At 66.6% G+C, this 21,265-nt stretch carries 17 protein-coding genes; 4 read left to right on the forward strand and 13 right to left on the reverse strand.

All coding sequences use genetic code 11. The features are described 5' to 3' along the window. Positions 1-39 precede the first annotated feature (39 nt). Complete coding sequence (locus KKR91_RS13230) at positions 40-1,254, forward strand: class I SAM-dependent methyltransferase (protein ID WP_210228129.1); 1,215 nt, start codon at positions 40-42, stop codon at positions 1,252-1,254. Here KKR91_RS13230 and KKR91_RS13235 read toward each other — a convergent pair. After that, positions 1,251-2,063 (reverse strand): shikimate 5-dehydrogenase, encoded by an 813-nt coding sequence (locus tag KKR91_RS13235; RefSeq protein WP_273544898.1) that lies wholly within the window; start codon positions 2,061-2,063, stop codon positions 1,251-1,253. The genes KKR91_RS13230 and KKR91_RS13235 overlap by 4 nt on opposite strands. A gap of 167 nt (positions 2,064-2,230) precedes the next feature. Between KKR91_RS13235 and KKR91_RS13240 the strand changes: the two genes are divergently transcribed. Both KKR91_RS13240 and KKR91_RS13245 read left to right on the forward strand, forming a co-directional pair. Beyond that, positions 2,231-3,379 (forward strand): glutamate--cysteine ligase, encoded by a 1,149-nt coding sequence (locus KKR91_RS13240; RefSeq protein WP_210228127.1) that lies wholly within the window; start codon positions 2,231-2,233, stop codon positions 3,377-3,379. Positions 3,380-3,509: 130 nt separating this feature from the next. Next, positions 3,510-4,898: an HNH endonuclease gene (locus KKR91_RS13245; RefSeq protein ID WP_237687382.1), complete on the forward strand. Its 1,389-nt coding sequence runs from the start codon at positions 3,510-3,512 to the stop codon at positions 4,896-4,898. Here the strand turns inward: KKR91_RS13245 and tsaD are convergent. The 12 genes from tsaD to glmS all read right to left on the reverse strand — a co-directional run bounded on the left by tsaD (position 4,842) and on the right by glmS (position 20,131). Beyond that, the gene (gene tsaD, locus KKR91_RS13250) at positions 4,842-5,909 is read right to left on the reverse strand and encodes a tRNA (adenosine(37)-N6)-threonylcarbamoyltransferase complex transferase subunit TsaD (RefSeq protein WP_210228125.1); all 1,068 of its coding nucleotides are present in this window, start codon (positions 5,907-5,909) and stop codon (positions 4,842-4,844) included. The two genes, KKR91_RS13245 and tsaD, sit on opposite strands and share 57 nt — an antisense overlap. Further along, a complete protein-coding gene (gene rimI, locus KKR91_RS13255; RefSeq protein ID WP_210228344.1) occupies positions 5,906-6,373 on the reverse strand; it encodes a ribosomal protein S18-alanine N-acetyltransferase in 468 nt (155 codons plus the stop codon). The genes tsaD and rimI overlap by 4 nt, the downstream gene beginning before the upstream one ends. A 41-nt stretch (positions 6,374-6,414) precedes the next feature. Then, the gene (gene tsaB / locus KKR91_RS13260; RefSeq protein ID WP_210228123.1) at positions 6,415-7,083 is read right to left on the reverse strand and encodes a tRNA (adenosine(37)-N6)-threonylcarbamoyltransferase complex dimerization subunit type 1 TsaB; all 669 of its coding nucleotides are present in this window, start codon (positions 7,081-7,083) and stop codon (positions 6,415-6,417) included. Between the two features lie 5 nt (positions 7,084-7,088). Next, the gene (tsaE, locus tag KKR91_RS13265; protein ID WP_210228121.1) at positions 7,089-7,679 is read right to left on the reverse strand and encodes a tRNA (adenosine(37)-N6)-threonylcarbamoyltransferase complex ATPase subunit type 1 TsaE; all 591 of its coding nucleotides are present in this window, start codon (positions 7,677-7,679) and stop codon (positions 7,089-7,091) included. Then, positions 7,676-8,902, reverse strand: a complete 1,227-nt coding sequence (gene alr / locus KKR91_RS13270; RefSeq protein WP_210228119.1) for an alanine racemase — start codon at positions 8,900-8,902, stop codon at positions 7,676-7,678. The genes tsaE and alr overlap by 4 nt, the downstream gene beginning before the upstream one ends. A 14-nt stretch (positions 8,903-8,916) precedes the next feature. Continuing rightward, positions 8,917-9,963: an L-glyceraldehyde 3-phosphate reductase gene (gene mgrA, locus KKR91_RS13275; protein ID WP_210228117.1), complete on the reverse strand. Its 1,047-nt coding sequence runs from the start codon at positions 9,961-9,963 to the stop codon at positions 8,917-8,919. A 34-nt stretch (positions 9,964-9,997) separates the two neighbouring features. Further along, positions 9,998-11,749 (reverse strand): malto-oligosyltrehalose trehalohydrolase, encoded by a 1,752-nt coding sequence (gene treZ / locus KKR91_RS13280; protein ID WP_210228115.1) that lies wholly within the window; start codon positions 11,747-11,749, stop codon positions 9,998-10,000. Beyond that, positions 11,746-14,079: a malto-oligosyltrehalose synthase gene (treY, locus tag KKR91_RS13285; RefSeq protein ID WP_210228113.1), complete on the reverse strand. Its 2,334-nt coding sequence runs from the start codon at positions 14,077-14,079 to the stop codon at positions 11,746-11,748. Before treY ends, treZ begins: the two co-directional genes overlap by 4 nt. Next, on the reverse strand, positions 14,076-16,265 hold the full coding sequence (glgX, locus tag KKR91_RS13290) for a glycogen debranching protein GlgX (protein ID WP_210228111.1): 2,190 nt from the start codon (positions 16,263-16,265) through the stop codon (positions 14,076-14,078). Before glgX ends, treY begins: the two co-directional genes overlap by 4 nt. 81 nt (positions 16,266-16,346) lie before the next feature. Beyond that, positions 16,347-17,885 carry an NAD(P)H-hydrate epimerase gene (locus KKR91_RS13295; RefSeq protein WP_210228109.1) on the reverse strand — a complete coding sequence of 513 codons (1,539 nt, stop codon included), beginning with the start codon at positions 17,883-17,885 and terminating at the stop codon, positions 16,347-16,349. Positions 17,886-17,894: 9 nt separating this feature from the next. Then, positions 17,895-18,245: a holo-ACP synthase gene (locus KKR91_RS13300; protein WP_210228107.1), complete on the reverse strand. Its 351-nt coding sequence runs from the start codon at positions 18,243-18,245 to the stop codon at positions 17,895-17,897. A 2-nt stretch (positions 18,246-18,247) separates the two neighbouring features. Beyond that, positions 18,248-20,131, reverse strand: a complete 1,884-nt coding sequence (gene glmS, locus KKR91_RS13305) for a glutamine--fructose-6-phosphate transaminase (isomerizing) (protein ID WP_210228105.1) — start codon at positions 20,129-20,131, stop codon at positions 18,248-18,250. A 146-nt stretch (positions 20,132-20,277) separates the two neighbouring features. On the opposite strand from glmS, the gene coaA reads away from it, so the two are divergent. Next, a complete protein-coding gene (gene coaA, locus KKR91_RS13310; RefSeq protein ID WP_210228342.1) occupies positions 20,278-21,255 on the forward strand; it encodes a type I pantothenate kinase in 978 nt (325 codons plus the stop codon). The last annotated feature ends 10 nt before the right edge of the window (positions 21,256-21,265 follow it).

Raw genomic sequence — 21,265 nt, forward strand, 5'->3', positions numbered from 1 at the left:
GCTAACGTGCGGCCCCGCAGAAGAACTAGGCTGGTAGGCATGCCGGACACTTCCCTTGCCCATGTTCTGACTTCCGAAGGCTGGGAACTGCTGAACTCCCTCGGCCCGTATCTGGAGTCCGAGTCCTTCAAGCTCAACACCGACCTTCGCAAGGCCGGGCACTCCCCCGAACTCGTTGCCGCCGTCCTGACCCAGGCGAAACTGCGGATGAAGGCCCGCACCAAGTTCGGTCCCTTTGCCGACCACATGGTCTTCACCTCCCCCGGACTGGAACAGGCCACCCGCCTGAACGTCGCAGCACTGCACGCGCAGCGGTACGTTGAGGCCGGGCTGGAGAAGATCGCCGACCTGGGCTGCGGCATCGGCGCCGACGCACTTGCGCTGGCCACACTGGACCGGCAGGTGACCGCCGTCGAACTCGATGAAATCACCGCCGCCGCCGCCACCATCAACCTGATGCCCTGGCCGGACGCGAAGGTTGTCCAGGGCAACGCCGAGGACTTTGACCTCTCCGGGTTCGACGGCGTGTGGCTGGATCCGGCGCGCCGCACCACTTCCACTTCGGGGACCACCCGCATTTTTGATCCCGAGGCCTTCTCGCCGCCGCTGTCCTTCGTGGAGTCCCTGGCGGACCGCGGCCTGCCCGTTGGCGTGAAGATGGGCCCGGGCATTCCGCACGAGGCCCTTCCCGGAAACTGCGAAGCACAGTGGGTTTCGGTGGACGGCGACGTCACCGAAGCGACGCTCTGGTTCAACGCGCTGCGCCGCGAGGGCGTCCGCCGGGCAGCCCTGGTGATCGGCCCCAACGGTGCGGCCGAGCTGACCTCACCGGTGGACTACGCGCCCGGCGGTGAAGACGTGGCCGTCGGCGCCGTCGATGCCTTCCTGTATGAGCCCGACGGCGCCGTCATCCGTGCGGGGCTGGTCGCCGACGTCGCCCGTTCCCTGGGCGGGCACCTGCTGGATGAACACATTGCCTATATCGGTGCGCCCGAGCTGATGGAAACACCCTTTGCCCGGGCCTACCGGGTGCTCGAGGTGCGTCCCTACAACGTCAAGGCGCTCAAGGCGTGGGTCAAGGCCAACGGGATCGGCGTCCTGGACATCAAGAAGCGCGGGATGTCGGTCACCCCGGAAGAGCTGCGCAAGCAGCTGCTGACCGGCTCCGGCAAGGGGCCGAACAAGGCGACCCTGGTCCTCACCCGGCTGGGCGAAGACCGGGTGGCCATCGTGGTGGAACCTGTAGTTCCCTAGGCGCGGGAGAACTCGCTGGCAGCCTTGACCTGCTCCGGGGTGGGCCGCACCCCGGTATAGAGCACAAACTGTTCCTCCGCCTGGACCGCGATCACCTCTGCCCCGGTGATGACCGGTTTCCCGGCCGTCCGGGCGGCCTTGATCAGCGGCGTTTCGGAGGGCAGCGCGACGACGTCGAACACAGTGTGCGCGGCAGCCACCGCGGCGTCGTCGAACGCCTGGATGTCTTCGTCCTCCCCGGCCATCCCCAGCGGGGTCACGTTGATCAGCAGGTCCGCCGTGGCACCGGCGGCGTCGGGCCGCCAGTTGAAGTCGTAGGCGTCAGCCAGCAGCCGGCCGGTGGCCTCGTTGCGGGCCACCACCGTGACATCGGAGAAACCGGAATCCCTCAGCGCCGCGGCAACCGCCTTGGCCATGCCCCCGGATCCGCGCAGCAGCACGGAGTAGGAAGCGGGGACGTGGTGGTCGGCGAGCAGCCGGACGATGGCCAGGTAGTCGGTGTTGTAGGCAGTGAGGACGCCGTCGTCGTTCACTATCGTGTTCACCGAGGCAATCGCCAGTGCCGAAGCGTCCATCCGGTCTACGAGGGCTATGACGTCCTCCTTGTACGGCATCGAGACGGCGCAGCCGCGGATCGGCAGGCCACGGACACCGGCGATGGCCTGCGCCAGGTCGGCGGGAGCGAAGGCCTTGTAGACGTAGTTCAGCTCCAACAGGTCATACAGGTAATTGTGGAAGCGCGTTCCGATGTTGGAGGGCCGCGCTGCCAGCGAGATACACAGGGTCATGTCTTTGTTCAGGATCGGCACGTACCCATTATGTCCTTCGGTCTCCTGATCCCTAGTTCAGGCCGGGAATAACCGGCCGGGACTGTTGACTGAGTGGGTCCGCTGCACAGCTAGGATTGAACCGGGTTACTCATGCGCGAAGATGCGGGACCGGGTTCCCACGGATTACGCATACAGCAGGAGACAGTTTGGAAATCGGCTTCGCCCAGTCAGCACAATCAACCCTCGGCGTTGAATGGGAGCTGGCACTTGTCGACCGGACCACGGGGGATCTCGTATCCGTGGCGGACGAAGTCCTGCGCGGCGTCAGCGCTGCCTGGCCTGGGATCAGCGAAGACGACGAGCATCCGCACATCAAGCAGGAGCTGCTCGAAAACACGGTGGAACTCGTGACCGGCGTCTGCCACACGGTCGCTGAAGCCAAGGCAGACCTCAACCGCTCATTGGAAGCCCTGCGCAAGGTCACCGACCCGATGGGCGTGGAGCTGTTCTGTTCCGGCTCGCACCCGTTCAGCGCCCCGCGTTCACAGCCGGTCACGGACAAGGAACGCTACGCCAAACTGATCGACCGCACCCAGTGGTGGGGGCAGCAGATGCTGATCTACGGGGTGCACGTCCATGTCGGCCTGGATTCCAAGGACAAGGCCCTGCCGGTGCTCGACGGGCTGGTCAATTACTTCCCGCATTTCCAGGCCCTGTCGGCGTCCTCCCCGTACTGGTCCGGCGAAGACACCGGCTACGCGTCCCAGCGCGCCCTGATGTTCCAGCAGCTGCCCACCGCCGGCCTGCCGTTCCAGTTCGGTTCCTGGGGCGAATACGAGTCGTATGTACAGGACATGTTCACCACCGGAGTGATCGATTCGATCAGCGAAATCCGCTGGGACATCCGCCCCGTACCCAATCTCGGCACCGTGGAAATGCGGGTCTGTGACGGCATGGCGACCATCGAGGACGTGGGAGCCGTAGCGGCGCTGACCCAGTGCCTGGTGGATGAATTCTCCACGATCCTGGACAACGGCGGCACCATCCCGACCATGCCGCCGTGGCATGTGCAGGAGAACAAGTGGCGTGCCGCCCGGTACGGTCTGGACGCGATCATCATCCTCGATGCGGCCGGCAACGAGAAGCTGGTCACCGACCACCTGCTGGAAGACGTCCTCCCGCGGCTGGCTCCCGTGGCCGAAAAGCTGGGCTGCAGTGCCGAGCTGGCGGACGTGGCAGTCATCATCGAGCGCGGTGCGGGCTACCAGCGGCAGCGGCGGATCGCGGCAGAGAACGACGGCGACCTGCGCGCCGTGGTGCAGGACGGCATCCGCCAGCTGCGCGGCCAGGGCTAAGCCGGATCGGCTCGGCTTTCAGCCAGGGTAATTCGGTGTTCCCGGAGCAGTTGCTCCTGGGGAGTTAGGGTAAAAGACCCGTAGTCCAAGCCCTGACTCTGGTGTGATCTGCAGCACTAAAGTAGAACACATGTACGAAACAACCGCCGGTACAGCCACCCGGGCGTCAGCTCCTGAAGGCCCGGATACTGCTGTCCTGTCCGGGTTGATCGATCAGATCCGGGCCTTGGAGGAATTGAAGGCTGCTGCCTCGGCGGCGCAGGTCCGGGTCACCGCGGTGTTTGATGCGCTGACCCGCCGCGCCCAGGCCGCAGCGGGTGTGAAGGCCGATCAGCTCGGTAAAGGGGTCGGAGCGCAGATCGGGCTGGCCCGGCGGGAGTCCCCGAACCGCGGCACCCGGATGCTGGGCACCGCCCGGATCCTGACCCGGGAAATGCCGCACACCCTGCACGCCCTGACCCTGGGCGTGATCAACGAGTGGCGGGCCACCATCCTGGTGAAGGAAACCGCATGCCTGTCCCTGGAAGACCGGCAGCGGATCGACGAGCAGGTCGCCGGGAACCTGGCCGAGCTGGAAACGCTCGGGGATAACCAGTTGATTGCCCGGATCAAGACCCTCTCCTACGCCCTGGATCCGCACTCCGTGGTGAACCGGGCCTCCAAAGCGGCCTCGGAACGCTATGTGTCCTGCCGTCCGGCACCGGACACCATGACGTATCTGACCGGGCTCCTGCCGGTCGCCCAAGGCGTGGGCGTGTTCGCGGCGCTCACGCGGGAAGCGGACCGGCTGCGGGCGGCCGGGGATCCGCGCACGAAGGGCCAGATCATGGCCGACACCCTCGTGGAGCGGGTCACCGGCCGGGCGAAGGCCGAGGATGTGCGGGTTCAGGTGCAGCTGGTGATGACGGACCGGGCCCTGTTGGCCGGGTCCGCGGAGCCGGCGGTACTGCCCGGATACGGGATGGTTCCGGCGCAGTTCGCCCGGGATTTGGTCCGGAAGACAGGCAGCCGCACTGATAAGGCCGCCCGGACCTGGCTGCGGCGGCTGTATACGGAGCCGTCCACCGGCCAGCTGGTCGGCATGGATTCCCGGGCGCGGTTGGTGCCGGAGGGTTTGGCCCGGTTTATTGCGGTCCGGGATCAGGTTTGCCGGATGCCGTGGTGCGGGGCGCCGATCCGGCACTTCGACCACATCAAACCGTTCCGCGAGGGCGGCACAACCAGCGCGGAGAACATTCAGGGCCTGTGCCAGGCCTGCAACCAGGCCAAGGAAGCACCGGGCTGGAGCGCGGCCGTGGTGACACAGCCTGCTCCTGGCAGCGCGGGCGCGGCAGCCGCAACCAGGCACACGGTCGAAACCATCACACCCACCGGACACCGCTACGGATCCACGTCGCCACCGCTGCCGGGAACCCGCCCACCGTTTCCGGGGATGTCCCCACGGCTGGCGGAAATCCCCGGCCTAGAGGTGGATGCTGGTCACCGGCATGGAAGGATCCGGCGCGAATTTCAGGCCTGACGGTTCAGCCCCGGACATCACTACCTGGGAACCCAGCGCTGCAACCATCGCGCCGTTGTCGGTGCACAGCGAGATAGGCGGCACCCGCAGGGTGATGCCCTTCGCCGCACAGCGCTGGGCCGTCAGCTCCCGGAGCCGGGAATTGGCGGCCACTCCCCCGCCCAGCAAGAGGTTGGTGATGCCGTTTTCGGTGCAGGCGAGGACCGCCTTGGCCGTGATCACGTCCACTACCGCTTCCTGGAAGGAGGCCGCGATATCAGCCACGGGCAGTTCTTCTCCGGCGGCTTCGTACTGTTCAACGCAGCGGGCCACTGCCGTCTTCAGCCCGGAGAAGGACCAGTCGTAACGGTGGGGACCTGGTTCCTCAGCCGTTCCCAGGTACTTGGGCTGTGTCAGGCCCCGCGGGAAACGGATTGCCTTCGGATTTCCTGTTCGTGCCAGCTTGTCGATCGCCGGCCCGCCGGGATAACCCAGGCCAAGGATGCGGGCCACCTTGTCGTAGGCCTCGCCGGCGGCGTCGTCGATCGTGGATCCGAGCAACTGCACGTCGCCGGTCAACGATGTCACCCGCAGGATCTCGGTGTGGCCGCCGGAGACCAGCAGCGCGCCGAGATTGTCCGGCAGTTTACCGCCGTCGAGCACTCCCACCCCCACATGCGCCACCAGGTGGTTGATCGCGTAGAGGGGTTTGCCGGTGGCTACGGCGAGCGCTTTGGCGGCGCAGACTCCCACCATGAGGGCGCCGGCCAAGCCCGGGCCCGAGGTGACGGCGATGGCGTCGATCTCGTCCAGGCGCACTCCGGCCTCGTCCAGGGCCTGCCGGAGCGTGGGGACAAACGCGTCCAAGTGGGCGCGGGAGGCGATCTCCGGGATCACGCCGCCAAACCGCACGTGTTCATCCATGGAGGAGGACACGGTGTTGGTCAGCAGCTTGTCGCCACGCACAATGCCGATCCCGGTTTCGTCGCAGGATGATTCGATGCCAAGCACCAGGGGTTCGGTGCGGTTCATTCTGTTTCCTTCGTAGCTGCCTGCGGGGGCCCGTCCCATGTGGACAGGGCCAGCCGCATGATGAGGGCGTCGGCGCCGTCGCGGTAATAGCGGGGCCGGATATGGATCTGTTCGAACCCGAACCAGCGGTACAGACGCTGGGCGCGGGGATTGTCGTCGCGCACTTCCAGCAGCACGTCGTCGGCGCCGCGTTCCTTGGCTTCGGTGATGAGGACGGTGAGCAGCGCCGACCCGATGCCGGTCCCCTCGGCCGCAGGCACGACGGCGATGGTCTGGACGTCGGCGATCGGCAGCACGCACATCAGGCCGGCGTACCCCACTACCGTGCCGTCTGCTTCAGCCACGTAGTAGGAGCGGGTGTCTGTCTGGTTCAGCTCGTCGTAGAACATCTGCAGCGGCCACGCGTCCACCGGGAACAGTGCCTTTTCCAGGGCATCGACGGCGGCAATGTCGTCGAAGGTCATGGGACGGATGGTGGCTGCGGCTCCGGCCCGATCTGCGGCGCTCACAGGGCGCGCTTCCGCGGTCCGGGGACCTTGGCGTCAGATTCGCGCAGGTACAGCGGTGTCGTGTCGAGCAGAGGCAGGCCGCGGACCAGGCGGACGACGGCGGTGCGGCCCAGGGCGGCAGCGGTGGGCTGGGCGCCCTCGAAGCCGGCTACGGCGTGCAGCACCTGGGGATACAGTCCGGCGCCGGCGCCGTAGACCGGCAGGTCGGGCACCTCCGACGGATCTCCGACGAAGGGCCCGGCGAGCAGTTCCGCGGTGCCGCCGGTGCTGCGGTAACGCGCCCAGTAGACTTCCTTGCGCCGGGCATCCGTGGCGACCACAAATTCGTCGATGCCCAGCCGCCAGGCATCAAGGGCCGCCTCAAAGGCGATGGCATCCAGGCTCATGACACCATGTACGGGCTTGTCCCAGGCGAAGCCGAGGGTGCGGGCGGTAACGATGCCCGAGCGCAGGCCGGTGAAGGGCCCGGGACCAACGCCCACCACTACGGCGTCGAGGTCTTCGGAAGCCAAACCCTCGGCCGCCAGCAGATCGGCTATCCCCGGTGCCAGCACTTCGGCATGGGAACGGGTGTCTTCGGTGGCAAAGGAAGCCAGGATCTCCCCTTCCCCGTTTAGCAGTGCCGCGCTGGCAATGGCGGAGGTGTCAATGGAGAGAATAAGCACGGTGTCTATTTTACGTCCTGGGGAAGCCTGCTGTTTTCCCACCGCCGGCCATACGCCGCGATCCGGATCACGCGTTCTTCGTCGGGGTCGTCCTCGAAGTCAAAGCCGGGCACAACAGGGCCGGCCGCGCCGGCCACGCTTCCGGTTCCGGTTCCGGTCCCGGTCCCGGTGGGACGGATCAGGGTGATCTCCAACCGGTGGTCGCTCAAGTGCTCCACCAGACCCTGCCCCCACTCCACGACCGTGACCGCACTGTCCATCGTGTTTTCCAGGTCGATGTCATCGACCTCGGCGCTGGAGCCAAGCCGGTAGGCATCCACATGCACCAGATCCGGGCCGTCGGTGAGGCTGGGATGGATGCGTACCAGGACAAAGGTGGGCGAGATGATGCCGGGCCGGACGCCAAGTCCGCGGCCCAGCCCCTGTGTGAAGGTGGTTTTCCCGGCGCCGAGTTCCCCCGTCAGCAGCAGCAGGTCTCCGGCGACGAGCAGATGGCCGAGCCGTTCGGCGACAGCCTGGGTGTGGCCGGCGTCGGTGGTCCGGATTTCGGTCTCCCAGACCGGACGGTCCGCTCCGGCATGTTCCGCGGGGCTCATGCTTCGCTCCCCTCGGGTGCTGCTTCCGGCTCCGCGGGCCCTTGGCCTGCTTCCTGAGACGATCCGGTATCCGTATACCGGCGCTGCACGCGGCCGCTGATCCGGGTGATGATTTCATAGTTGATGCTGCCGGAGGCATCGGCCCATTCATCCACGGACGGCAGGCCTGCGCCTCCGAACAGGATGGCTTCCCTGCCCACCAGGTCCTTGCCGGTCCCGGCGATGCCTGTGGTTTCGAGGTCAATGACCATTTGGTCCATGGCGATGCGTCCCACCACGGGGTACACGGTTCCATCCACCCAGACCGGGCCGCCGGTGCCGACCCGGGGAACGCCGTCGGCGTAGCCCAGCGGAACCAGGGCCAGCGTGGTCGGCTCAGCGGTCGAGTACCGCAACCCGTAGGAGACGCCCTGCCCCGCAGGGACCTCCTTGCAGTTGGCAATGGTGGTCTTCAGCGTCATGACCGGCTGCAGGCCCAGCTGCTCCGGGCTCTGCCCGGGGAAGGGCGATAGACCGTATAGGCCCAGGCCCACGCGCACCATGTCGAAGTGTGAATCCGGGCGGGAAAGCGCCGCCGGGGTGTTGGCGATATGCCGCACCTCGTGGTCCACTCCGGCGTCTTCGGCGACCGCGACGGCGGTCCGGAACCTTTCCAGCTGCAGGTCCGTTTCGGGGCGTTCCGGTTCATCGGCGACGGAGAAGTGGGAGAAGATGCCCACCACCCGCAGCAGCCCTTCCTCCTGATAGGCCAGTGCCCGCCCCACGAAGGACTCCCACAGGTCCGGCGGGCACCCGTTGCGTCCCAGCCCGGTGTCGATCTTCAGGTGGACGCGGGCCGGAATCTGCAGTTCGCGCGCGGCAGCCACCACTGACTCCAGTTCCCAGCCGGACAGGCCCAGGTCAATGTTGCCAGCCACCGCCTCGGCGAAGGGGCTGTCCACCGTGTGCAGCCAGGCCAGTACCGGGGCATTGATTCCGGCGCTGCGCAGGGCCAGCGCCTCGGAGATATGGGCAACGCCCAGCCAGGAGGCGCCCGCCTCCAGCGCGGCGCGGGCCACCGGGCCCGCGCCGTGCCCGTAGGCATCTGCTTTGACAACCGCCATCACCCGGGCCGGGCTGACAAGCCGGACGAGGTGGCGGACATTGTGCCGCAGCGCGTCCAGGTCAATCACGGCTAGTCGTTCTGCGGCGGGAGGAGCTTGTAGGTCATTCACATGACCCATTCTTTCACCCGCGGTCAGGCCTCCAGCGCCGAGGCCCACAGGTTGATGCCCGACTCCACTGCATACTTGTCGATGGCCGCGAGTTCTTCAGACGTGAATCCGAGGTTGTTGACCGCGGCCAGGCTGTCCTCCAGCTGCTTCACGCTGGAGGCTCCCACCAGCGCAGACGTGATCGCTCCGCCGCCGGCCTGCGGGCGCAGTACCCAGGCTATGGCCATCTGGGCCAGTGTCTGGCCGCGGGACTCTGCCAGCTCGTTCAGGGAGCGTACGCGGCGGAGGTTGTCCTCGGACAGCTGGGATTTCCCCAGCGATTTGCCCGCGGCGGCACGTGAGTCCTCGGGCACGCCGTTGAGGTACTTGTTCGTCAGCAGGCCCTGGGCCAGCGGCGAGAAGGCAATGGAACCTGCACCGGTCTCCTCCAGCGCCGAGAACAGGTTGGGCTCACCCTGCTCAACCCACCGGTTGAGCATCGAGTACGAGGGCTGGTGGATGAGCAGCGGCGTGCCCATTTCCCGCAGGATCCGGGCCGCCTCGAGGGTCTTTTCCGGCGAGTAGGAGGAGATGCCGGCATAGAGGGCCCGGCCGGAGCGGACGGCGGTGTCCAGCGCGCCCATGGTCTCTTCCAGCGGTGTTTCCGGATCGGGGCGATGGCTGTAGAAGATGTCGACGTAGTCCAGGCCCATGCGCTCCAGCGACTGGTCCAGGGACGCCAGCAGGTATTTGCGGGAGCCCCAGTTGCCGTACGGTCCGGGCCACATGTCGTATCCGGCCTTGGAGGAGATGACCAGTTCGTCACGGTAGGGGCGGAAGTCGTCCTTGAAATGGCGGCCGAAGTTGGTTTCGGCCGATCCGTACGGCGGTCCGTAGTTATTGGCAAGGTCGAAGTGGGTGACGCCCAGGTCGAACGCCCGGCGCAGGATGGCGCGCTGCGTTTCGAAGTTCTTGTCATCGCCGAAATTGTGCCAAAGCCCCAAGGACACAGCGGGCAGGTGAAGCCCGCTGCGTCCGACGCGGCGGTAGGGCATGGATTCGTAGCGGGTGTCCGCGGCAAGGTATGTCATAGCTAACATCCTGCCATTGCCGCGGCTCCCTGCCCTACTGTTCTGCCTGGGCCGCCAGCACCGCGGCCCCATAGCCCGGCAGCTGAACGGCATCGCCGTAGACCTGGGCCTGCTCCGTCTCCAGCAGCACCTGGGAGGCCCCGAAGGGAAGCGGGACCTCCCGGGGTTCGGCGGCGAAGTTCAGTGCGACGGCGGTCTGCCCCCGGCTCAGGACCAGCCAGCGGCCCACCTCGTCAAAGTCCACCCGGACGTTGTGCAGGTCGGGGTCCGTCAGGTCCGGCCGGGTGCGGCGCAGGTCCAGCAGCCGCCGGTAGAGGTCATGCAGCCTGGCGTGGTCTCCCTGTCCCGCTTCCGACCAGTCCAGCTTGGAATTGGTGAATGTTGAGGGATCCTGCGGGTTGGGAACCGTGTCCGGATCCCACCCCATCCGTTCGAACTCCCGCAGCCGGCCCTCGGCGGTGGCCTTGCCCAGCTCCGGCTCCGGATGGGAGGTGAAGAACTGCCACGGGGTCGACGCCCCAAACTCCTCTCCCATGAAAATCATGGGAGTGAAGGGCGTGGTCAGGTTCAGCACGGCCGCCAAGGCAAGCTGCGGGTAGTCCAGCGTCGCGCTGAGCCGGTCGCCGGCGGCCCGGTTGCCGATCTGGTCGTGGTTCTGGATGAACGTCACGAGCTGCCGGGCGCTCAGCGCATCCTTGGTGAAGGGGCGGCCGTGTGTGCGCCCGCGGAAGGACGAGTAGGTCCCCTCGTGGAAGAACCCGTCCTGCAGGACCTTGGCCAGCGCCGTGAGGGAATCAAAGTCCTCGTAGTAGCCGCCGTTCTCCCCGGTGAGGTTTGTGTGGGCCGCATGGTGGAAATCGTCCGACCACTGCCCGTCCAGCCCGTAGCCGTTCTGCTCCCGCGGAGTGATGAGCCGCGGGTCGTTGAGGTCGGATTCGGCGATGAGGAACAGCGGCTTGTCCAGCGCGCGGGAGCAGCCGTCCGTGGCGGTAGCAAGCTCTTCGAGGATATGGATTGCGCGCTCGTCGTGCAGGGCATGTACCGCGTCCAGCCGGAGCCCGTCCACGTGGAAGTCGCGGAACCACATCAGGACGTTGTCCACGATGTACTCCCGGACGGTGTCGGAACCCGGCCCGTCCAGGTTCACCGAATCGCCCCAGGTGTTGCCTGCACCGTCGGAAAGATACGGGCCGAACATCGGCAGGTAGTTGCCGCTGGGGCCGAGGTGGTTGTAGACCACGTCCTGGATGACGCCTAGGCCTGCCTGGTGTGCAGCATCAACGAAGCGCTGGTAGCCGTCCGGCCCGCCGTAGGTCTCCTGGATGGCGTACCAGAGCACGCCGTCATAGCCCCAGTTGTGCGTGCCGTTGAACGCGTTGCACGGCAGCAGTTCGACATATTCCACGCCGAGGTCGGCGAGGTAGCCCAGCTTGCCGATGGCGGCGTCAAAAGTGCCTTCAGGCGTAAACGTCCCGATATGCAGCTCGTAGATAGCGCCGCCGTCGAGCCCCCGTGATGTCCAGTCCGCGTCGTGCCACTGGTAGCTGTCCGGATCCCAGGTGCGCGAAAGCGCATGTACTCCCCCGGGCTGGCGCCGGGACCGTGGATCCGGAACCGGGGTTTCGGCGTCGTTGATGAGGAAGCCGTAGTCGATGTCGTGGGTGAGTTCGGCGTGCTGGGCGTGCCACCAGCCGTTTTCACCCCGGCTCATCGACAGGTGCCTGCCGTCCGCCACCAGGGTCATGGTGTCGGCGTTGGGTGCCCACACGTCGAAGTTGGTCCTCATGCCTTGTCCTCCCGCGCCAGCAGCGCCACCGGATAGATGCCAAACAGATCGGCGGCCGCCACGGTGCCGCCGCTTTCGTGGGTCCTGCCGGTGATAACGTCCCGGTAGCTGCCCGGTTCCAGTACGACGGCGGTGTCCCGCCAGCGGCCCGAGCGCTCCAGTCCCAGCGGCAGCCGTGTCACCGCTGTGACGGCACCGCCGCGGTCGAAGGCGAAGACATGATCCGCTGCCGCCCCCGTGGCTTTCACCGGCAGATAGCCGGAAAAAAGTTCCGGGCGGGTGCGCTTGAGCTGGAGGGCGCGGGTCACCAGCAGCAGCTTGGCCTTCCCCTCCTCGTCGACCTCGGGGAGGCGCCCTCCGCCGTCGGCCATGGCGTCAAGGGCTGCCCGGCGGCGGGCAAAGTCCACGTCGCGCCGGTTGTCCGGATCGACCAGGGACCGGTCCCAGAACTCCGTTCCCTGATAAACGTCCGGTACGCCCGGCATGGTCAGCTGCACCAGCTTGGCCGAGAGGGCATTCGAGTAGCCTGCAACCCGGATACGCTCCACCATTCCGCTGATGAGCGCGTTGACCTCTGGATTGTCGAAGGCTGCGTCCAGTGCGGCGTGCATCCGCTCTTCGAACCCGGCATCGGGGTCGGTCCAGGTGGTGCTTGTTGACGCTTCCCGCGAGGCCTTCTCGGCATAGCCGTGGGCGCGGTCCCGGCTCAGCGGCCACGCTCCGATGAGTGCCTGCCACAGCAGGGACTCCATGGCGGGGTCGCCCATCGGCGCCAGGGCGGAGAGCTGCGTGAGCGTTTCCCGCCACTGGTCCGGGGTCTCCGCGAGGACGGAAATCCGGGCGCGGGTATCCTCGCTGCGCTTGGTGTCGTGGGTGGTCAGCGCTGTCATGGCTGCGGGCTGTTCCAGCTGCCGGCGGAGCAGCCGGGTGTGCAGCTCGAACGGTTCCACGGCAAAGTGCCCGGGATCGGCGCCGACTTCATTCAGCGACGTCAGGCGCGGGTAGCGGTAAAAGGCGGTGTCCTCCACCCCCTTGGCCATGACCATGCCCGAGGTCTGCTGGAACCGCACGGCCAACTCTCCCAGGCCGTCCCGGTCCCCGGCCCCGCCGTCGAGCAGCGGGTTCAGCAGCGGGTGCAGCCGGTCCAGGGCATCGGCAAGATCCGGCCGGCGGACCTTCGCGGCCAGGACGGCGTCAGCCAGGTATCCGGCCCCCTGCGGCAGATAGCTGCGGTACACCGGGAAGCAGGCGAGCAGTTCCGCCAGCGCGTCGGCGGCTGTGCCGGCGTCCAGGCCGCTGTCTGCGGGCAGCAGCCTGACCAGGCGGAGCACCTCGGAATGCAGCAGCTGATCGGCGATGTTCCGCTTGGTGCCGTGGATCATGTGCCCGAACGGTTCGGTGGGGACACTGTCTGTGAGCGCCTGCTCGCCGGCCGGGTCCACGAAGAGCCGGTCGACGTCGGCGAGCGCGTCGTATCCGGTGGTCCCTTCGGTCTCCCAGTCTTCAGGCAGCTTTTCGCCCGGTTCGAGGATCTTCTCCACCAGGAGGTACGCCCCGCCGGTGAGTTTCCGTAGCCGGCCCAGGTAGCCCTTGGGATCGGCCAGACCGTCCGGATGGTCGATCCGCAGCCCGTCCACGAGCCCTTCATCGAACCAGCGTCTCTCCTCGGCATGGGACTCCTCGAACACCCAGGGCTCCTCCACCCGCAGGCCTGCCAGTGTGTTCACGCCAAAGAACCGGCGGTAGTTCAACTCGTTGTCGGCGCGGCGCCAGTTCACCAGTTCATAGTGTTGGCGGGCGTGGACTTCCCGGGCCGAGTCACCCTCGGCAGCGGTGCCTGCCGCCACGGGGAAGCGGTGCCCGTAGTAGTGCAGTTCGCCGTCGGCCAGTTTGAGTTCCGCCAGTTCGTTTTCGCCGTCGCCCAGGACCGGAAGCAGCAGCTTTCCGTTGCCGGCGTCCCAATCAATGTCGAACGCTTCTGCGTACCGGGAGCCGCGGCCCTGCTCCAGGACGGACCACCACCACCGGTTCCGGGACGGCGTGGCGATCCCCATGTGGTTCGGCACGATATCCACCAGGACGCCCATGCCGGCAGCGTGGGCGGCAGCGGATAGGGCCTGCAGCCCCTCCGCACCGCCCCGGGCCGGATCGATGGTGGACATATCGGTCACGTCGTACCCGTGGTCCGAGCCTTCCTCCGCGGTCAGGATGGGTGAGAGGTACACCCAGTCCACCCCGAGGTCCGCTAGGTACGGCACCAGGTCAGCCGCATCGAAGAGAGTGAACGACGGGCGGATCTGCAGCCGGTAGGTGGAGTGCGGAGCCCTCATCCGTCTGCCTCGGGGCTGTGCGCCTTGGACCCTGCGAGCGCCGCGAGGGACGCAGCCACGGAGTGGTCGTGCTCCTCTACCTCCTCGTGGGCGCGCAGCACCACCATGGACTTGGCCGCCACGGTGATCTGGCTGTCTGCGGAGATCGGGGCAGAGTCGGCGTACTCCCCCGCTGTGTCGATGACCTCATCCCACATCGGCGCGTACTCCTTGGAGGGAACCGTCACCTTCACGTCCTCGTCGTGGGCGTTGAAGTAGAGCAGGAAGTTCAGGTCGGTGATCCGCTGCCCGCGGGCGTCCTTGCCGGAAATGCCCTGCCCGTTCAGGAACACGCCCAGCGAGCGGCTGACCGGGGTATCCCAGTCGTCCTGGGACATCGGCGTTCCGTCCTCGGTGAGCCAGACAATGTCCGGCAGGGCGTCGCCCTCGCCGCGGCGTACCGGGCGGCCGTCAAAGAAGCGGCGGCGGCGGAACGTGGGGTGTTCGGCCCGCAGCGTGTTGACTGCGGCGGTGAACTCCATCAGCGGGGTGTCCATCGCCTCCCAGTTGATCCAGCTCAGCTCGGAGTCCTGGGCATAGGTGTTGTTGTTGCCCTGCTGGGTGCGGCCCAGTTCGTCGCCATGGGCGATCATGGGCACACCCTGCGAGAGCAGCAGGGTGGCCAGGAAGTTCCGCTGCTGGCGGGCGCGCAGCGAGAGGACCGCCGGGTCGTCGGTGGGGCCTTCCGCGCCACAGTTCCAGGACCGGTTGTGCGATTCGCCGTCGTTGTTGTCCTCGCCGTTGGCTTCGTTGTGCTTCTCGTTGTAGGACACCAGGTCGTGCAGCGTGAAGCCGTCATGGGCCGTGACGAAGTTGATGGACGCCACCGGCCGGCGGGCCGAGGACTCATACAGATCAGCAGAGCCGGTGATCCGGGATGCGAATTCGCCCAGGGTGGAGGGTTCGCCGCGCCAGAAGTCGCGCACGGTGTCGCGGTACTTGCCGTTCCATTCGGTCCACTGGGGCGGGAAGTTGCCCACCTGGTAGCCGCCCGGGCCAATGTCCCAGGGCTCGGCAATGAGTTTCACCTGGGAGACCACCGGATCCTGCTGCACGAGTTCGAAGAAAGTGGAGAGCTTGTCGACGTCGTAGAACTCACGCGCCAGCGTGGAGGCCAGGTCGAAGCGGAAGCCGTCTACGTGCATCTCGGTGACCCAGTACCGGAGCGAGTCCATGAGCAGCTGCAGGGCGTGCGGGTTGCCCACATTCAGGGAGTTTCCGGTTCCCGTGTAGTCCATGTAGTAGCGCTTGTCGTCGTCCATCAGCCGGTAGTAGGCCTGGTTGTCGATGCCGCGGAAGGACAGGGTGGGGCCCAGGTGGTTGCCCTCAGCGGTGTGGTTGTAGACCACGTCCAGGATCACTTCGATACCAGCCAGGTGCAGTGCGCGCACCATCGCCTTGAACTCCTGAACCTGTTGGCCCGAGTCGCCGGTGGCGCTGTAGGTGTTCTGCGGGGCGAAGAACCCGATGGTGTTGTAGCCCCAGTAGTTGGAGAGCCCTTTTTCCTGGAGCGTGGAGTCATTGACGAACTGGTGGACCGGCATCAGCTCGATCGCCGTGATGCCCAGCTTCTGCAGGTGCGCAATGACCGACGGGTGGGCGACGCCGGCGTAGGTTCCCCGCTGTTCCTTGGGGACGTCCGGGTGCTGCTGGGTCAGGCCCTTGACGTGGGCCTCGTAGATGACTGTCCGGTGGTACGGGATCCGTGGCTTGCGGTCCCCGTCCCAGTCGAAGAACGGGTTGATGACCACACCCATCATCATGTGCGGGGCGGAGTCCTCGTCATTGCGTGAGTTCTCGTCACCGAAGTTGTAGCCGAACAGCGCCTGGTCCCAGTCGATTTCACCGGAGACTGCCTTGGCGTAGGGGTCCAGCAGAAGCTTGTTGGGATTGCAGCGGTTGCCGTTCTCGGCATCGGATGGTCCATCCACCCGGTACCCGTACTTCTGGCCCGGCAGGACCTGCGGCAGGTAGCAGTGCCACACGTAGCCATCCACCTCGGTCAGGCGGACGCATTCCTGGTTGCCTTCGTCGTCGAACAGGCACAGTGTGACGGAGTCCGCAACTTCGCTGTAGAGGGCAAAGTTGGTGCCGTTTCCGTCATAGGTCGCGCCCAGCGGATAGGCTTCTCCCGGCCAAACTTCCATGTAGAGCTCCTGACTAGTTCCAGATGACAACAGGCAAAGTAGTATGTCTACTTACTTTTCTACCTCAGAGTTCCTCCAGCATTAAACGACGGGGATTGCTACCCCCGCATTACGGGCGTCCTGCAACGTCCTGATCACGGTGCGGATGGCGGCCGGCAACCTTGAAGGCTCCACTGGTCCGGCCTGGGCGGCGAGTGTTCCGGACCGGCCGTGAAGACTGGCGGCCGCGGCGGCCAGCGCTGCATAGTGGCCCGGCACCGGCGCCTGCCCGGCGTCGTGGTTCCAGCGGTCCGTTGCCAGCAGCGCCCCGAGGATACCGGCCAGGGTGTCGCCGCTGCCGGCAGTGGCCAGCCAGGGCGTGGCTTCGGCCTGGCTGAAGGTTTCCCCGGTGGGGGCAGCGGCGAGCGTGGCCCAGCCTTTCAGCAGGACGGTAGCGCCCGTGAGTGCGGCAGCCCGCCGGGCGAAGCGCAGCGGGTCTGCTTCGATCCGGCTGCGGCTGACGTCCTCGCCGAGCCGCGACAGCAGGGCGGTGAGCTCGCCCGCATGCGGGGTCAGCACTACCTGCGGGCCCAGCCCGGGTTGCGCGTAGGCGATGGCATCGGCGTCGACGACGGCGGGAAGCCCGGAGGCCATGGCATCCAGGGCCCGCTGGCGCTGGTGTTCGTCGGTCCCGGCTCCCGGGCCGGCAACCCAGGCCTGCACCTGGGTGTCGGGGACGCTGCCGGTGCCGCAGACGGCTTCCGGATGCACGGAGTTGATGAGACGGCCCACCGGTTCCGGACCCAGATACCGGACCATGCCCAGCCCTGTGCTGAGGGCGGCTCCGGTCGCCAGGACAGCTGCTCCGGGATAGGTGACCGATCCGGCGGCTATGCCCAAAACGCCGCGCGTGTACTTGTGGTCCGTACTGCGTGGAACCGGCAGCAGCGCCGCAAGGTCCGTTGGTTCCAGCCGGCGCAGGGCCGGTGCGGGGATGTTCCCCAGGCCAATGTCGACGCACTCGATGCGGCCGGCGGCCAGCGCCCCCGGCCCGGCCATCAGGCCGGTCTTTACCGCGCCGAAGGTGACGGTAAGGTCCGCGGTGACGTGGTCTCCGGGAGTCTCACCGGTGTCGGCATCCACGCCGCTGGGCAGGTCGCAGGCGATGACCAGCGGGCGGTGTTCCGCTGCAGCGAGGGTTTGCGCCAGCAGGGCAGCGGGACCGCGCAGCCCGCCCTTTCCGCCGGTGCCGAGGATTCCGTCCAGGACCACGTCGGCGGTGGTGCACAGCCGCAGGCAGGCATCGATGTCGTTGGACAGGCTTAGTGTCCTGCCGCCCCGGCGCCGGAACTCGGCCAGGGCACCGGGGTGCGCCGAGTCGGAGGTAAGGACGGCGCTAATGCCGGCACCACGGCCGGCGAGACGCGCAGCGGCATAGAGTGCGTCTCCGCCGTTGTTGCCGGCACCGGCCAGCACCGTCACGCGCGCCCCGTACAGGGACCCGCGGCGGGACTGGAGTTCGCGGACAGTGCCCGCATAGAGTCCGTACGCAGCCTTCTGCATGAGCGCGTGACCCTGTCCGGCGTCGAGCAACGGCTTTTCCGTGGCCCGCACAGCGGTGCCGGAGTACGCACTGATCATGCTTTCAGACTAGCCCTCAGCGACCACCATGGCAGTGGCGACGTCGCCGTCATGGCTCAGCGACAGGTGCCAGGTGCGCACGCCCTTGGCCTCGGCTGCCGCGGCAACCGTGCCGCGCACGCTCACCAGTGGCGCGCCAGCGGCGTCGAGGTCCACCTGGCAGTCCTGCCAGTTCATGCCTGCCGGTGCTCCCAGCGCCTTGGCTACCGCCTCTTTGGCGGCGAATCGGGCGGCGAGGGACCGCAGGTTCAGTTCACGTTCGGCCGGAACGAACAGCCGGGCCCGCAGGCCCGGCGTCCGCTCCAGCTGGCGTCCGAAACGCGGCACGTCCACCACGTCGACGCCGATTCCGATAATCACCGTTATTCGACGGTGACGGACTTGGCGAGGTTGCGCGGCTGGTCAACGTCGAAGCCCTTGGCCGTGGCCAGCGCGCAGGCGAAGATCTGCAGCGGAACCGTGGTCAGCAGCGGCGCCAGCAGCGTGGGCGTCTCGGGCACGTAGAAGACGTGCTCGGCGTAAGCCTTGACGGCGTCGTCGCCCTCTTCGGCGATGACGATGGTCTTGGCGCCGCGTGCCCGGATTTCCTGGATGTTGGAGACCACCTTGGCGTGCAGGGAGTCACGGCCGCGCGGCGAAGGAACCACCACAAAGACGGGCTGGCCTTCCTCGATCAGCGCGATCGGGCCGTGCTTGAGCTCGCCGGCTGCGAAGCCCTCGGCATGGATGTAGGCCAGTTCCTTCAGTTTCAGGGCGCCTTCCATGGCCACCGGGAAACCGACATGGCGGCCCAGGAACAGCACGGACTTGGCGTCTGCCATGAGCTCGGCCAGTTCCTTGATCTGGTCCGAGGAATCCAACACCTGCTGGATCTTCGCCGGAACCTTGGCCAGGTCGGCCAGCATGTCCTTGATCTCGCCCTGGAACTTGTCTCCGCGCAGCTGGGCGAGGTACAGGCCCAGCAGGTAGGCGGCGGTGATCTGGGCCAGGAAGGCCTTGGTGGAGGCCACTGCGATTTCCGGGCCGGCGTGGGTGTAGAGCACAGCGTCCGATTCACGCGGGATGGTGGAACCGTTGGTGTTACAGATCGCCAGGACCTTGGCGCCCTGCTCCTTGGCGTAGCGGACGGCCATAAGCGTGTCCATGGTCTCGCCGGACTGGGAAATGGCGACGATCAGCGTGTGTTCGTCGACGATCGGATCGCGGTAGCGGAACTCGTGGCTGAGTTCGACTTCCACCGGGATCCGGCACCAGTGCTCGATGGCGTACTTGGCAACCTGGCCGGCGTAGGCGGAGGTGCCACAGGCCAGGACCATGATCTTGTTGATCGATTTCAGGTCTTCGGGGTCAATGCGCAGCTCGTCCAGCGTCAGCCGGCCCTCAATATCGGAGCGGCCCAGCAACGTATCGCCCACGGCCTGCGGCTGGTCGTTGATTTCCTTCTCCATGAAGGAGGGGTATCCGCCCTTTTCCGCGGCGGCGGCATCCCAATCGACCTTGAACTCGGTGCCCTGGGCAGGGTTGCCGTAGAAGTCGGTGATCTCGACCAGCTCGGGGGTGATGGTGACGATCTGGTCCTGGCCCAGTTCAACTGCGCGCCGGGTGAAGTCGATGAACCCGGAGACGTCGGAGCCCAGGAAGTTCTCTCCGTCGCCCAGTCCAACGACGAGCGGGGAGTTGCGGCGGGCGGCGACGACGACGTCGGGGGAATCGGCGTGGATGGCCAGCAGCGTGAACGCGCCTTCGAGGCGGCGGCAGGCCAGCTGCATGGAGACGGCCAGGTCTCCCCCGCCTTCGCCGCGGTAAACCGAAGCCAGCAGGGCAGCTGCCACCTCGGTGTCCGTTTCGGAAATGAAGACTGCACCGGTTTCAAGGAGTTCGGCCTTGAGTTCGGCGAAGTTCTCGATGATTCCGTTATGGATCACCGCAAGGCGGCCGTCGTCTGCCAGATGCGGATGGGCGTTCTCGTCGGTGGGGCCGCCGTGCGTCGCCCATCGGGTGTGGCCGATTCCGGTGGTGGCTGCGGGCAGCGGGGCGGCGGCAAGTTCTGCGGTGAGGTTGGCCAGCTTGCCCGACTTCTTCCGAGACTCGATGCCCGCGTCCGTCAGCACAGCTACCCCGGCGGAGTCGTAGCCGCGGTATTCCAGCCTGCGCAGTCCTTCCATGACGACATCCAGCGCACCATGCTCATGACTCTCGGCGGCGGCACTGGGGCGGCGGCCTGCATATCCAACAATTCCACACATACGGCTAAGACTACCGGGAAGTACCGGCCCACCGCCAAAACACCACTTGCTTCCCAGGGCCTGTTTTGCGCTCCGGTGCGGCGTTTGGGATTGGGTGGGCGGCAGGGCAGAATCGTAAAGTGACAGACCGGACATCAAAGGCAGGCTTGAATCCAGTGGCCAAGGGCTCATCGGCAAACGGAGCCGACAGCGGCTTCAGCCCGTTCGTGGAACTGGACCGGCAAACGTGGTCCCGGCTCTCCAACGAAATCCGGTCCCCACTGAACCAGGACGACATCCTGCGGCTCAGGGGACTGGGCGAGAAACTGAACCTGGATGAGGTGCGCGAGGTCTACCTGCCACTCTCACGCCTGCTGAACCTCTACGTTGCCGCCGCGGGCCAGCTGCACAGTGCCACCACCACCTTCCTGGGCGAGAAAACCACCCGCACACCGTTTGTGATCGGTGTTGCAGGTTCGGTGGCTGTGGGGAAGTCGACGACGGCGCGCGTGCTGAGGGAGATGTTGCGCCGCTGGCCGGACACCCCGAACGTGGAATTGATCACGACTGACGGATTCCTCTATCCCAATGCCGAACTGAAGCGCCGCGGGCTGATGGACCGGAAGGGTTTCCCGGAGTCCTATGACCGCCGGGCGCTGCTCCGCTTCGTAAGCGCTGTGAAGAGCGGGGCCGAGGAAGTCCGGGCGCCGCGGTACTCACACCTCACCTACGACATTCTGCCGGACGCCGAAATCGTGGTCCGGCGTCCCGACGTCCTGATCGTCGAGGGGCTGAATGTGCTGGCACCAGCCCGTACCCGGGCCGATGGCCGGGCCGGGCTGGCGCTGAGTGACTTCTTCGACTTCTCCATCTACGTGGACGCGCGGACCTCCTACATTGAGGAATGGTATGTCCAGCGCTTCATGTCACTCCGCGGCGGCGCATTCGCTGATCCGGAGTCCTACTTCCACCGCTATGCCGGGCTGACCGACGAGCAGGCACGGGCAACCGCCCTGGATATCTGGAAGCGCATCAACGAGCCCAACCTGGTCACCAATGTCCTCCCCACGCGGGGACGCGCCCAGCTGGTGCTGACCAAGGACGCGGATCATTCGGTGACGCGCATGCTGCTGCGCAAGACCTAGGGCGGCCTCC

Source organism: Arthrobacter jiangjiafuii, from assembly GCF_018622995.1.
Classification (GTDB): domain Bacteria; phylum Actinomycetota; class Actinomycetes; order Actinomycetales; family Micrococcaceae; genus Arthrobacter_B; species Arthrobacter_B jiangjiafuii.